We start from the raw sequence: 14,647 nt of genomic DNA on the forward strand, positions 1-14,647 counted from the left end.
TTTAAAACTTTAATTCTAAAAAAACACAAAGGTTTATTGATTATTTAACAGAACCTTTACTCGTGAAGTTTACCAAAAAAATAAAAATTTCATAAAAAAGAGACTGTCTAAAAAGTAAACTTTTCGTCAACCTGTGCTTCGACTCCTCTCAGTAACCGGTTATTTAGCGGAGTCGAAATACAGGTTATCAGAATAATTGATTATTGTGAATGAGATTCTGAAATAACACTTCGACAAGCTCTGTGTGACACTTTCAGAATGACGAATTTTAGCACTTTTGAGACAGCCTCATTAATTTACTTCTCTTTTTCATTAAAATAATATGTTGATTCATCGGGTCTAAAAGCTCTATCAAACCATAAAGGCCTGCGTTCTCCATTTGGTCCTGGTGCTGGCCTTGTCATAGCCATCCATTCTTTAAATACTTCATGAGATTTATTGGTATCTACAAAAATGTCTCCATATTTTTCGTCTTTTCCAGGTTTTTCAATGCGAACTCTTTGATGCCAACAATGCATACCACTTATTGGGTCAGGGTGCACAGCATGTGTTATATTTTGATGCACACCTCCATCTTTCCAAAAAATACGTTTTGAATCTTTATCGTCCGATTCAAATGGTTTAATACCCGAAATGGTATTCATTTTCCAGCCTCCTTTACCATCACCTTCAATATTTACTGTATTGGTTGCCCAACGATTTCCTATTTTATCTTGTGGTCTACGCCAGCGTCCAATATGGTGTGAACAAGCTACCACACCCGGCTTCATACTTTGAGTCACCCATACCTTATCTATAAAATAACCAATATCCGTATTCATTTTTACCAAATCTCCTGTTTGAAACCCCCATTTCTTCGCATCATCAGGATGCATCCAAATTGGATTTCTGTTTGAAATTTCAACCAACCATTTTGCATTTCCAGATCGGGTATGAATTAACGTTGGCAATCTAAATGTTGGAACTAAAACATACTCACCCTTAGATTTATCTAAATTATCATTATGAATATGACTTTTAATATACTTTGGTGTTGCATATTCTGGCCATTTCCAATCTACCATAGTTTGTGAATAAAATTCATTTTTACGTGATGGTGTAGGAAAACCTACACAGGCCTTTCCATTTACCATAACACCTATAGCTTTTCCATCTTTTGAAATAACCTCTGTTATTGGATCAACCACACTTCCTTTTAATTGCTCTTTTGAAAGTTCATTTTCATTTACCTTGTATGATTCTCCTTTTTCAATTTCAAAAGCACCGTATTTTTGCATATACTGCAACTCGGTTAAACCTTCAGATGTTGCTTTTTCAGGTAAACCCTTTACACGTTCAAAAATATATTGGTAATATTCATCAATGGTAATTTTTTCTCCAGGGCGATATGGCGATTCAAAATGCTTGCGAATTCCCATACTTCCGTCAGGATCAATTCTCCAACTCAATTCAATAAAAAATTCATCTTCTTCCCAAACTTCCCCCGGATTAGATTCGTAGGTTAACTTTACTGGTTTTCCATTTCTTCGGGCAGCTTCACGTAAAACTGGCTGACGGAAAGCAACCCAAGTTCCTCCATGTGTGGCATAACTATTTAAATCGTGCCGTTCAGATGCCAAGCCCATTGGCAATACAAAATCGGCATAAAAAGCGGTTTCATTCCAAGTTGGCGTTAAAGCTGCGTGTAATCCAAATTTTGTTTCATCGGCATACATTTCCATCCACGTAAATCCATCAGGATAGGTCCAAACTGGATTAAATACACGTGAAAAATACACATCCATTTTACCTCTTCCTGCTTTTAAGAAATGAGGTAATAACTGACTCATTTCAAAAAATGCCAATGGATATTCTTTAGGAAAATGCAATTCGTTCCATTTCTTTTGAGGTTTTGGCGGATTTGGTTGTGTTGGCTTGAACTTGTTCCAAGAATTTGGTGACGTTCCTCCTTTTGCACCAACAGCTCCAACCAATGCCGTTAAAAAATGCAAACAACGAGCCACTGCCCAACCGCCTAGATTTGATGCTCCTGCAGCACGCCAGTTATGTGAAGCAAAACGTTCACCTGCCTCACCAATTTTATGCGCAATTTCCACAATCATTTCAGCCTTTACTCCCGATTCTTTTTCAGCAAATTCAGGGGTAAATTCTTTGTACTCATCAATCATAGCGGCAATATAATTCTCAAAAGTGATTGCTTTACCTGAATGCCGTGCGCGTAAGTATTCTTTCCAATTGGTCCAATTTTCTAAATAAGCCCTGTTGTACAAACCTTCTTCTAAAATTATTAAAGCCATTGCCAATAAAACAGCCGCTTCAGTACCAGGGTATGATGGCAGCCAATAATCAGACATACTTGCCGTGTTAGATAGGCGAGGATCCATAGTTGCTAACTTTGCACCTTTCATTTTCCCTTCAATAATTCGTTGCGCATGCGGGTTGAAATAATGCCCCGATTCTAAATGTGCAGAAACTAATAATATAAATTTTGCTTCAGCGTGATCGGGTGAAGGCCGGTTGTAACCGTACCATAAATTATACCCAAAACGAGCTCCTGAAGAACAAATATTGGTATGTGAATTATGCCCGTCTATTCCCCAACCTTGTAAAATCCAGTTCATAAATTTTTCCTTTCCTGGTCTTCCAACGTGGTAGGCAACTTCATTATGACGATCTTCTAAAATAGCTTTTCTAATTCTACCTGCAATGGTATCCAATACCTCGTCCCAAGAAACACGCTCCCATTCACCATCACCTCTTTTCCCTTTTCTTTTCAAAGGAAATAAAATACGATCGGGATCTGTAATTTGGTTGATTGTTGCCGGTCCTTTGGCGCAGTTTCTACCTCTACTTCCCGGATGGTGTGGATTCCCTTCAAACTTTTTAACCTCTTGTGTTTCCTTATCAATAAAAGCAGTTAAACCACACGCACTCTCACAATTAAAACAAGTAGTTGGTATAATTTGATAGGTTTTCTTTTCCTTTTTAGGCCAAACTTTTGGATTGTACTCAACCCAATTATCCCATTTTTCTGGCGGTGGAAAGTTCTCGTACATTTGAGCAACTTCTTCATCGGTAAAATGGCGCATATCTTTATCAAACTCTTGATAACCTTCTTTATGCAGATTTGGAATAATTCCCATTTTTTCTGCAATATTTTCTATAAATGATGGTTTTTTATATCCCATGACTTTTAAAATTTCAATTTTTTTAATTACGAATTACAAATTATTTATTAGACTGAAAATAGATTCCTGCCTTCGCAGTAATAACAAACCATAACCCTTCAACCCTTAAACCTTTAAACTTCTTCAACCCTTCAACTTAATTAAGCTAATGGAATTCTTTGAGGTGCTTCCACCCAAATTTTCTCCGTTGCTACAATTCCTATTAAAACGAATACCGCCGACCCAATTACCAATGGTTGTGAATTTCCAAGCATTAAAAATACCAATGGAATAATGTTCCCTACAATTACTGAAACTATCCAAAACAGATTTCTGTAACGTCCTTTAATAATCATGCTAACTACTTTTTTTGCAGAAGTTGTAGGGTGCGTAATTGTCAACTCCGTAACCAATGTAAATAAGTTTGTAACCAAGGCAATACTTAATATCGGTACTAAAATGTGCATCCAACTTTCGTTTCCTAAGAACAATCCTGCCAACACAAAAATAGAAGCTCCAGCCATTACACTATGCACTAACATATGTAATGGTAATGTTGGACTTTGCCAAAAATCGCGTCCTTTTGCTTGTGCGAATAAGAATGCTGTATACACTGCTAATAAAACAGCAAAAACTGCAGTACCCCATACTAAAATGGTTTCTCCTGTTTTAATTTCGAAGAGTGTCATAGCTGCCCAAATGGTCACTAATAATCCGAAAATTGAAATGATATAACCACCTTTTACCAACCAAGAATTCCACTGCGGACGTAATAAAACGTTCAAGAATCTGTCTGGTCTGTCTAAATCCATTACCAAGAATAAACCTGTTAAGGCCAAGCCTACTAATGATATTCCTGCTGACCATAATTTAGCTATTGAAGAAACTTCATAACCTAAAACAATGGCAATAAACGGAATTAAAAATGCGCCAGCTGCAATTGCTTTTGTAAATACATACGCAGAAACTTCCCAACCCCAAAGAATTCCTTTATCTGGTGTATCATAAACTCTACGTGCTTTTCCTGTTAACACATCAATATAATTTGGATTTTCTGAATCTTTTCGTTGATATGCCGCTTCAATATCATTGTCAATTGTCATTTGTAATAAATCAACGTCATCATTAGTGTTCAACATTTTTTCTGCAGCTTTTGCAAAATGTCCCACACCCCGAGCTTGTGAATTCCACAAACCAGGACCCGATTTATCCGTAGCTTCAGGAATTAACGAAGCATCATCACCATCAATATAAAATAGGTTTGGATTAGTACCTTTTTCTGGCTTACGAACTTTTACTGCCTGACGTGCCAATAATTGAGAAATCTCAGTTTCAGGATTGTGCATATCACCCGCAATAATGGCGTGTTCTGGACACACCGTAACACAGGCCGGCTCACGACCAACTTCAACCCGATGAGAACAATAATTACACTTTGCAGCAGTATTGTTATCAGGGTCAATATACAAGGCGTCGTAGGGACAAGCCTGCATGCATGATTTACAACCAATACAACGATTGTTGTCAAAATCTACTATACCGTCTTCACGAGTATAGAGCGCTTCCACAGGACAAATTTCAACACAAGGAGCATCCGTACAATGGTTGCATCGCATTACTGAAAAAATTCGTCGTGTATTGGGGAATTCACCTTTTTCAACTTGCTTAACATACGTTCTGTTAACTCCAACCGCCACGTCGTGCTCAGATTTACAGGCAGTTGTACAAGCATGACAACCAATACATTTTCGGTTGTCAATTATAAAACCGTACTTCATTTTTTGTAAAATAGTTTGAATTATAACAAATTTAATCAATGAAAAAATGAGTTTTGTAATCCATATCACACATATACTATTTAGAATTATTTTAAATAATTAAGAAATATTGTTAAAATAAATACCCTATTTTTGTAATACATTTAAAATGAACTTATGAAAATTCAACTTTTATTTTTTGGAATTACCACTGATTTAGTAGGTGAGAGTTCAATGTCGTATGAAGTTCCTGAAAACAGTTCTATAGAAGCATTGAAGCTAAAACTTATTGCGCAGTTTGCTTCATTAAAAAATATCAACGATTTTGCGATTGCTGTTAACGAAAGTTATGCTAAGGATCATCAATTACTACTAAACAACGATGTAGTTGCTATTATTCCGCCAGTTAGTGGAGGTTAATATTGTTTTAGTTATTTTTAGCTTATAATTCAACCAAGTGAAAAAGAAACGATTAAATAGAAAAAAAAACAACCCGTTAAAATTTGTATTTACGGGAACCCAGTTTGAGAAAGAAATCAGTCTTCAATTATTTGAATATTCTGAAGACAGTTTTATGGAACTCTCACATTTAAAAGCAACCGATTTTAATAATTTTGCAACTAAAAATAAACAATACTGGCTTAACACACATGGCATACATGACGTTGAAGTTATTGAAAATCTTTGTAAAAAAATTGGAATTCATAATTTAACCATTCAAGATATTTTAGATGTAAATCAACGTCCAAAATTTCAGGAATATGAAAATTATTGGTTCTTTTCATTGCAATCTATTTTACCTTCAGAAACCAATGAAATTAATTCGGAACAAATAAGTTTTATTTTAGGAAAAAACTTTTTGGTTTCATTTCAAGAAAGAAAAGCAGATTATTTTACTCATATTAGACACCGGTTAAGAGAAAAAACGGGGATTTTACACGAAAGATCTGTTGATTATTTATTGTATTTATTAATTGAAGCTATTTTGGATAATTATTTTAAAACCATTGACACTATTGAAACTAATACTGAAAAATTTGGTATTATTGATATCAATGAAGATCCTTCGCCTGCAATTTTGAAAGAAATTGAAGTTTATAAAACGCAACTAAATCATCTTAAAAAAAATGTCAACCCTATAAAAGAATTTATCACAAAAATTGAACGTGAAGAATTTGCTTTGATTGACAAAAGGCACATTAAATACTTTTTTGAATTGAAGGATTTATGCTTGACAATTATTGACAACTGCGAAAAAATTGAAAACAGTTTATCTAGTAGTATTGAATTATTTTTCTCGGTTCAAGGGCATAGAATGAACCAGGTTATGAAAACACTCACGGTGGTTTCTTCAATATTTATTCCGTTAACATTTATTGCTGGAATTTACGGAATGAACTTTGTAAATATGCCCGAATTGCATTTTAAATGGGGTTACCACATTGTTTGGGCGGTAATAATTGTAATATTTGGAGCTATGATTGCCTATTTCAAAAGAAAAAATTGGTTTTAAGCACGCTTAAAATTAAGCCCTTAAATATTTTTTATCAACATAAAATGTTCCAAAAGGAATTACAGAAGCCATTAAAATTATGAAGAATTTTTTGGTTTCCCAGCCCAATTCATATTTCAACATAATTGCTAAAATAATGTACACAATAAATAATAAACCGTGCGGCATTCCTAGCATTTTCACAAATATTTCATTTCCTAAAATATATTTTATAGGCGTTGCTATAAAAAGTAATAATAAATAAGAAACTCCTTCTAAAATGCTTACAATTCTAAATATTTTTTTCATCAATAATTGAATATAATTTATGAACGGGCAAAAGTACATTTTTGATTTGTTAACTTTGTAAAAGATTTAGTTAAAAGAATGGAAAATAGAACTTCAGTAAAAATAACCGACGAACCATTAAGCCAACAAGATTGTTACAATTTTGTGCAAGATGCATCTTGTGGTGGTATTGTGGAGTTTGTGGGCACTGTAAGAAATGCAACTCAAAACAAAGAAGTAATTTTATTAGATTTTAGCGCTTACGAACCAATGGCTTTAAAGGAAATGCAAAAAATTGCAAATTTGGCTTTGGATAAATTTGACGTTCATAAAATTGCAATTCATCATGCAGTTGGACCGTTAAAAATTGGTGATATTCCTGTAATAATCTCGGTTTCTTCGGCGCATAGAAAAGCTGCGTTTGAAGCTTGTGAATATTGTATTGACACTTTAAAAGAAACGGTTCCTATTTGGAAAAAAGAACATTTTAAAGATGGAGAAGTTTGGGTAAATGCACACCCTTAAACTATGTCCATTTTTTTCAATAAAAACGAAGCGTTCATATTTTTACAAACACCATTTTTTAGTTGATAATCAAAATTTAGTTCGTTGTTTAAAATTTCAGCATCAAAATAATAATTTTTTATTTGAGGTAATTCTTCTTCAATTTCACACAAACTTAAATCATGTGTCGCAATAATTCCTGTAGAATTTGAAGCCACCAACTTTTGAACAAATTTCTTTGATCCAATGGCTTTATCGGTACTATTGGTTCCTTTTAAAATTTCATCTAAAATTATAAAATAATTATCAGTTTTAATTTCATCAACAATAAATTTTAATCGCTTTAATTCAGAGAAAAAATACGATTCATCATCTGCTAAAGAATCGGTAGTTCGCATACTTGTAATTAATTTTATTGGATTGTATTCAAAACTTTCCGCACAAACCGACAAGCCCATATTAGCCATAACTATAGACAACGAAACCGTACGTAAAAAAGTACTTTTACCCGCCATATTTGCGCCTGTAATAATAAAAAATTGTTGATTCTCAATGGTAAAATTATTATCAACACGTTGTTTTTCTTTTAACAGGGTATGCCCTAAATCTTGAGCTTTTATCACCTCTCTATTTTGGGTGATTTTTGGAAAAACATACGCGGGGTGATTGAACTGAAAATTTGCCAATGAGTTTTGCGCATCAAAAAAAGCAATTACCTGAAACCATTGTTCAACATTATATTTATAGGTTTCAATCCACTGTTCAATTTTAATAGCAATTTGAATATCACGTAAAAAAAGTCCGTTTCCAAATACGGCAATTATCACATTATTTCGTTGATCTAATGCATCTAATAATTTTGAGTATTTTTTAAAAATAAGCGATGCTTTTAGGCTATCAGTTTTAATTTCTTGCTGCTTTCTTTTTAATAGTTCTGAAGAAAAACTAGTGGTTTCAATTTCATTTAATAATTTATGATATTGCTTAAACGTATCCTTTGCATTGCAAGCGTTTGTGTACAACTCGTTTATCTGTTTTAAATAAAATCCTGAAATACCCAAACCAATAAACAACCAAAAAAGCAACAATACTTCAGGCAATAATTGGAATGCAACTAATAAAATAAGCGCCACTGAAATTAATGAAACCAACTTAGGTAAATAGCCTAGAAATTTAGGAAAAGCTATTGTGTAATTATGAATCCATTGTACAATATTTTTTGCTGAATGCTGCACTTTCACCAAACTTGCAATGGCCGAAAATTGTTGCCTCCAAATTGGTTGTTCGCTTAACTCTTTGATTCCTTCCTGCTTTTCTTGAATAGCATTAATAGCATTTGAAGTTAATTCTAAAAACAGCTTATTTTTACCTTCAACCGTAACTGTTCTATTGCAATACTGAAAAAATGAACCGCGCCCAAACAAATCAATATCATAACTATACGGATGTTTTGGATCTATAAATTCACTACCATCATCAAGCCCTAAATAATCCCGATTTAAAACTTTTAATTCGGTTTCATTTATGTGAATTACCGCTTTTGCAAAGTTCGATTTGTACACTAATTTTTCGTGCTTAAAAATTAAGAAAACAAAAAGAGCAATGCCTATTACAACACTTAAAATCATAAATAATGTATTTCCAAAAGACAGGTAAACACAAAAAATAGTTCCTAAAAATGTTAGTAAACGTGTACTGCTAGAAATGGTTAATTTCTTTTTTAGTTGCACTAATTCTTGTTCAACTAAAGTTTTTTGCTTCTTATAAAATTCTAATGGTTGCTGCATTTAATAGTTTTCAATTCCTTCTGCTAAACTTAAAACATTCAGCGCTGGAAATTTATCTTTTAGTTGTTGTGTTATGTTGTAACTAGTAATTCCTTTGTTACAAACAATCACATAGTTCTTAGTGAAATCTGGATTAAAATTCTCAATATCAAATGAATGAAACGGCTTTTTTTGATGAACTTCAAAAGGAATAGGTGTATTTATATTATTTATTACACTAATTATTTCCGTTGCAGTATCGTTTAATTTTAATTTGAAATCGCCTTTTGAAATTAATAATATTGGTTTTTGAGTTGCGCAATTTAAAGCCCCATAGGTTGAATTTTTAAAAATCTCTTCAATAGCAATCGACTCGTTTTTTTTCAATTTCATTTTAAACTGCGAATTCTCCAAAGCATTGTAAATTAACAATTGATTTGTTAACAATTTGCCAGTTTTGGTGATTAATTTAATTACTTCATTCACTTGTAATAAAGCAATTAATCCTACAATTGGGTTCATTGTTCCTGCTTCTCCACAATTAGGAATATCGGTTGCTATTTTAGGAAAAGCATCACGTAAATTACACGAATACGCTTTACTTTCAAATACATTAAAAGTTGCTACATAACCATCAAATTTATACAACGAACCATAAACCAACGGCTTTTTAGTCAACACACAGGCATCGTTTATTAAGTACTTAATTTGCAAATTATCTGTACCATCAACAACCACATCAAACTTAGAAACTAATTCTAAAATATTTGTTTTAGAAACTGCCTCTTCTGAAAAGGTTACGTTTGTAAAAGGTGTTTTTTTCGCTATTTCTGAAGCTAAAACTGCCGCTTTAGATTTTTCAACAGTTGCTGTATTGTAAAATACTTGTCGGTGTAAATTTGAAATTGAAATTGTATCAAAATCTACCAAATGTATATTTCCAACGCCACTCGCTGCCAAATAAATAGCCACAGGACTTCCTAAACCACCACAACCAATTACCAAAATGTTGGCTTTTTGCAATAGTTGTTGTCCTTCTTCACCTATTTCAGATAAAGTTGTTTGGCGTTTAAAATATTCCGATTTTGATATGTTCATTCTATTGTTAGTAGCTTTTTTGCTTTAGTAGTTACAAAATATTTTGCGTCTTTTATAGTATAAAAATCCTGTAACTTTTTTAGTTCTAAAATGTATTGTACATCTCCAAAACCATAAACTGTTTCAGTCTGTTGCCAAATCAATAATTCACGCACAATTTCGTTTTCAGTTAAAGCTTTAGAATTTATAATTTCAATTATTTTTTGCTGAATTTCATTCAATCCGTTTTCAGTAGGAAATCGTTTTAAATGTTGATTTATTGCTGCTTGTAAATATTGAAACTTAGGATTTCTAAAATTGAAGTTTTTTAATTTTTCAACATCATTTTCTGCATATAACTTCCAACATTCTTCTGCGAAAATTAAATTACTTTTACTTAAATTCAACCTATTTTTATATAGTTCTACAAAATCTTTAGGCGAAAAATCAGTTAAGGCTTGCAGGTTTTCTTTCCCTTTAACTCTACCAACACAAACCAACGATAGCTTTACATCTTTTCTGAAATCTTTCAATAAATAAGAACAAGCCGCCAATAAATTTATTTGGCAAAACAAATCATATTCAAACCATAAAACCACCTCATCAAGCCCTGATATATCTTCAATCTTTAAAATTTCTTTGATTGTTTTATCGTAATATTCTAATCTATCAACACCTAACTCTTCTTTAAAATAAGTGTAGCGTTTTTTCCAAAAATCATCGCTTGCAAAATCTGTATGCAACGCTCCTTCGCACAATAATTCTCTCCAAACGGCAATTTCTCCTTCAAGTCCAGATTCCTTCAATAATTGAACTGAACTATCGCCATTAAGTACGTGAATAATTTTACTCATTAATTTCTTTATATGCTGTTTTAAATTCTTCGGGTGTATTTATATTTCGAATTAAATCGTCTTCAATTTCTATAATTTCAACTTCTGAATTGATCAATACTTTACGCGGACACGAATAACCTTGAGCTAAATAATTCAACAATAATGTATAACTTTTTGGCTCCCAAATAGTGATTAAAGGCTCTGGAAATTGTTTATTTTTCCCTTTAATTGTTGTTGCAACTTTCGACGGGTTTCTATGCTTCAATAATAACTGAATTACTTCATTAGTTAAAAAAGGTAAATCGGTAGCAATTACCAACCAAGCAACATCAGGATTTTCTTGAAAAGCCGAGCAAATTGCTCCAAAAGGTCCTAGTCCAATAAATTTATCTGTGATTTTATGCGCTGTAGAAACATCTTGTTCTTTACGAACAGAAAGATAGGTTTTCAGATTGTTTTTCTCTAATAATTCAATGGCTACATCGCGTTGACTTTTACCATAAAAATTGAGTTGCCCTTTATCAGTTCCCATTCTAATACTTTTTCCGCCAGCCAACACCAAACCTTGAATAGGTGCTATTTTTTCTTGAATTAAATTCTCAATGTGTTTTGAAATTTTTTCAACCTCATTTATATGATAACACAGCAAGTTTTTAATTTGTGGATTGTGCGCTTCTAAAAAATCAAAATAGGTAGCATCTTCTTTTAATTTTATCACAAATTGAATATTATCTAATTGTTCTAATCGTTTTAAAACTGAAGCTTCTTTTTCAGGATCTAAAATTAAAATTTGCTTTGCTCCTTGGTAATGATTTCCGTTGATAAATACATAATCATATTGCGAAAATTTAACCCGTTGATTGAATTTATTTACTTCAGCATTTACTGAAATAGCCGCCGTTCCTTTATGATGAAACGTATAGGTTTCAACAGTTAAATCTTCACTATTTTTAGCATGAGAAGCATCAAAATAAGCTAATTTATAGTTTGATAGTTGCTCGGAAATATTTAAAACCAACTTAGAAATATTGGAACAATTTGTACCAACTATTGAAATTTCATTCGGTGCAAAATTATCGTTATCACGAAGTTTTAATTTTGCGTGTTTTTGATGTTTACCCATTTTTAATATCGCTTTTTCCTCCTGATTTTTGGACTAATTTCACTTCTTTAATCACCATTTTTTGAGAAATGGCTTTGCACATATCGTACACGGTTAAAGCGGCAATATTTGCACCCGTTAAGGCTTCCATTTCAACACCCGTTTTCCCTTCAATAGAAACCGTACATAAAATTTCAATGTGTTCGCTATCTGAAATTTCAATGGTAATGTCTACTCCATTAATTAGCAAAGGGTGACACATAGGAATCAACTCTGAAGTTTTCTTAACCGCCTGAATTCCTGCAATAATTGCCGTTTGAAAAACAGGACCTTTTTTAGTGTGTAATTCGTCATTATTAAAATGAGCAATTATCTCAGTCCCCAAAAACATAGTTGCTTTCGCAATTGCTTTGCGTTTGGTACTATTTTTATCACCAACGTTTACCATTTTTGGCTGATTATTTTTATTGATATGTGAAAATTTATGCTCCATAAACAATGATTGCTTTGTATTTTAAAAAGCAGAATCAAATATACGTTTTTTGAATTATTTCACCTTAACTATTACTACCTAGAAAGCGATTCAAAAAAATTATAAGGCATACGAAAAATAAAATCCGTAGGTTTTTTCTTTATACTGCGGAAAAAAGGAAATATTTTTTGATTTTTTAAACGGATTGAAATTTTTAAATGGCTCAAAATGATACACCAATTGCGTTACTAAAATTCCGATTCCTGCACCCATCAACACATCAGACAAGTAATGTCTATTGTTTAACATCCTAAAAACGCCTGTTGTTGCCGCAAAAGCATAACCGCTGTAGGCAAAAACAGGAGAAGTATTTTGAAATTCATTTTGTAAAACGGCAGCATTTGTAAATGCAATAGTGGAATGCCCCGATGGAAAAGAATTACCATCAGTTGTATCTGGTCTTGTTTTAGTAATAAGGCTTTTAAGTAGTTCTGAAATTCCTGTAGAAACAACATTTGAAATAAACAGGTATTTTGTTTGATCAAACCAATGATTTTTAGCTTTCATACCTAAAGCATCAGCTGCATACATTTGCACAATTGGCACAAACAAAATGTAATCGTCAATGGGAAATTCATAATCATTCCCAACTTTATCTCGTAAATCTGATTGCAAGTTTCGCTCAAAATCACTTCCATTTATTATTAAACCTAACCCAATTAAACTGGCAGGTACCATACTTTTTTGCAATACTGTTCTAGATTTTTTTGACTGTAAACTATCTAACGAATAATTGTTTTGTTGACTTTGAGTGGTTTGAGCGTTGAAACTCAATACATTTAAAAAGAAGCATCCTAAAAGTAATTTTGAAGCAATTTTCATTAAATAAAAGAATTAGCAATTAATTTCACAAATGTACACTTCAAAATTGAATAAACTTAAAAAATAATCTGTTGGTAGTTTATCGGTACAAAATAACTGGAAAAACTTCACCTTTTGCAAAATCCGTTCTATCATCTGGTAATTCTAAAAAGGCATCAGCATCTACTAAATTAGCCAAATCTCCCGAACCTTTTCCTGCGGAAGGAGTTGCGTAAATTTTACCTTCATGTTGCGATAACTTCACTTGTAAAAAGTAGGTTAAATTTGGTTTAAAATAAAAATCTTCAGAAAGAATTGCTTGTTGTGTATTTTCAAAATTTAAACCCACCGATTTTTGATACCACGGATAAAAATATTTTAAACAATTTACAAATGTTGAAACTGGGTTCCCTGGAAATGCAAAAACCGTTTTACTGCTTCGGCTTCGCTCAGCACAGATTTTTTTTCCAAACCAAAAAGGTTTTCCCGGACGTTGTTGTACTTTATGAAATAACTTTTCAACCCCTAAATCGTCTAATACTTCAGGAATAAAATCGAATTTACCTTTAGAAACTGCGCCACTAAAAATTAGCACATCGTACTCATTTAAAAAGGCTTCAATTTTAGTTTCTAACACTTGTTTATCATCTAAAATATGAGCGGTTTCAGCTTTTATATGCAAACGTTCTAATAAGGAAACTAAGGTATACACATTGCTTCTTCTTATTTGATGTTTTTCGGGAATTTGATCTACTTCAACCAATTCATTTCCTGTAGAAACAATCATAACTTTTGGCTGTTTAGCAACCTTTACTTTAGATTTTCCAACTGTAGCCAACACCCCAATTTCAGCTGAAGAAATTAGCGTATTTTTTTTTATTAAAACAGCTCCTTTAGATCTGTCTAGCCCTTTTTTATGAATGTTTTGAAAATTTCGTACAGTTTCTAAATTAACGGTAGCTTCTCCATGTTCAATTGTTAATAATTCGTATTGAATAACCACATCACAACCATCAGGCAACATTGCTCCTGTCATAGCTTCCAAACAATTATTATTGTTTTTCAAGGTTAATTGTGGACTTCCAGCAGCCTGAACACCTTCAATTTTAAACGTACGTTGTCCGCTATTAAAAGCAGCTTCAGCAATAGCAATACCATCCATACTTACTCTGTTAAATGGAGGCAAATCGCAATCAGCAATCACATCTTCTTTTAATACGCGTCCTAAAGATTTTATAAAGTCAACCTCTTCAATTCCAAATTCCTGAGAACTGTTTAAAATAGTTTCTAGAGCGTTTTTTACAGTAGTTAAGTTCATTTAAATT

The 14,647-nt window shown here is 32.6% G+C and carries 13 protein-coding genes; 3 read left to right on the forward strand and 10 right to left on the reverse strand.

What is annotated here, in order from left to right; all coding sequences use genetic code 11:
* Positions 1-296: 296 nt before the first annotated feature.
* Together CHB67_RS02830 and CHB67_RS02835 are read right to left on the reverse strand one after the other, a co-directional pair.
* On the reverse strand, positions 297-3,188 hold the full coding sequence (locus CHB67_RS02830; RefSeq protein ID WP_089380241.1) for a molybdopterin-dependent oxidoreductase: 2,892 nt from the start codon (positions 3,186-3,188) through the stop codon (positions 297-299).
* A gap of 140 nt (positions 3,189-3,328) precedes the next feature.
* Positions 3,329-4,945: a 4Fe-4S dicluster domain-containing protein gene (locus CHB67_RS02835; protein WP_089380242.1), complete on the reverse strand. Its 1,617-nt coding sequence runs from the start codon at positions 4,943-4,945 to the stop codon at positions 3,329-3,331.
* 156 nt (positions 4,946-5,101) lie between these two features.
* Here CHB67_RS02835 and CHB67_RS02840 point away from each other — a divergent pair, with 156 nt between their 5' ends.
* Both CHB67_RS02840 and corA read left to right on the forward strand, forming a co-directional pair.
* Positions 5,102-5,344: a MoaD/ThiS family protein gene (locus CHB67_RS02840; RefSeq protein WP_089380243.1), complete on the forward strand. Its 243-nt coding sequence runs from the start codon at positions 5,102-5,104 to the stop codon at positions 5,342-5,344.
* Between the two features lie 37 nt (positions 5,345-5,381).
* Entirely contained in the window at positions 5,382-6,437 is a 1,056-nt protein-coding gene (gene corA / locus CHB67_RS02845; protein WP_089380244.1) for a magnesium/cobalt transporter CorA, read from the forward strand.
* Positions 6,438-6,449: 12 nt separating this feature from the next.
* On the opposite strand, the gene CHB67_RS02850 is transcribed toward corA, so the two are convergent.
* Positions 6,450-6,725, reverse strand: coding sequence for a DUF3817 domain-containing protein (locus CHB67_RS02850; RefSeq protein ID WP_089380245.1), 276 nt, complete (start codon positions 6,723-6,725; stop codon positions 6,450-6,452).
* 78 nt (positions 6,726-6,803) lie between these two features.
* Here CHB67_RS02850 and CHB67_RS02855 point away from each other — a divergent pair, with 78 nt between their 5' ends.
* Entirely contained in the window at positions 6,804-7,229 is a 426-nt protein-coding gene (locus CHB67_RS02855) for a molybdenum cofactor biosynthesis protein MoaE (RefSeq protein WP_089380246.1), read from the forward strand.
* On the opposite strand, the gene CHB67_RS02860 is transcribed toward CHB67_RS02855, so the two are convergent.
* The 7 genes from CHB67_RS02860 to CHB67_RS02890 form a co-directional block, all read right to left on the reverse strand.
* Complete coding sequence (locus tag CHB67_RS02860; protein WP_089380247.1) at positions 7,226-8,995, reverse strand: MutS-related protein; 1,770 nt, start codon at positions 8,993-8,995, stop codon at positions 7,226-7,228. The genes CHB67_RS02855 and CHB67_RS02860 overlap by 4 nt on opposite strands.
* Entirely contained in the window at positions 8,996-10,072 is a 1,077-nt protein-coding gene (locus CHB67_RS02865) for a HesA/MoeB/ThiF family protein (protein WP_089380248.1), read from the reverse strand.
* Positions 10,069-10,905 carry a DUF1835 domain-containing protein gene (locus CHB67_RS02870; protein WP_089380249.1) on the reverse strand — a complete coding sequence of 279 codons (837 nt, stop codon included), beginning with the start codon at positions 10,903-10,905 and terminating at the stop codon, positions 10,069-10,071. Before CHB67_RS02870 ends, CHB67_RS02865 begins: the two co-directional genes overlap by 4 nt.
* Positions 10,898-12,010, reverse strand: a complete 1,113-nt coding sequence (locus CHB67_RS02875) for an NTP transferase domain-containing protein (protein ID WP_089380250.1) — start codon at positions 12,008-12,010, stop codon at positions 10,898-10,900. Before CHB67_RS02875 ends, CHB67_RS02870 begins: the two co-directional genes overlap by 8 nt.
* Complete coding sequence (moaC, locus tag CHB67_RS02880; RefSeq protein ID WP_089380251.1) at positions 12,003-12,482, reverse strand: cyclic pyranopterin monophosphate synthase MoaC; 480 nt, start codon at positions 12,480-12,482, stop codon at positions 12,003-12,005. The genes CHB67_RS02875 and moaC overlap by 8 nt, the downstream gene beginning before the upstream one ends.
* A 99-nt stretch (positions 12,483-12,581) precedes the next feature.
* Entirely contained in the window at positions 12,582-13,343 is a 762-nt protein-coding gene (locus CHB67_RS02885; protein ID WP_089380252.1) for a phosphatase PAP2 family protein, read from the reverse strand.
* 79 nt (positions 13,344-13,422) lie between these two features.
* The gene (locus tag CHB67_RS02890) at positions 13,423-14,640 is read right to left on the reverse strand and encodes a molybdopterin molybdotransferase MoeA (protein ID WP_089380253.1); all 1,218 of its coding nucleotides are present in this window, start codon (positions 14,638-14,640) and stop codon (positions 13,423-13,425) included.
* Between the last annotated feature and the right edge of the window lie 7 nt (positions 14,641-14,647).

The organism is Lutibacter agarilyticus (assembly GCF_900188235.1).
Taxonomy (GTDB): Bacteria; Bacteroidota; Bacteroidia; order Flavobacteriales; family Flavobacteriaceae; genus Lutibacter; species Lutibacter agarilyticus.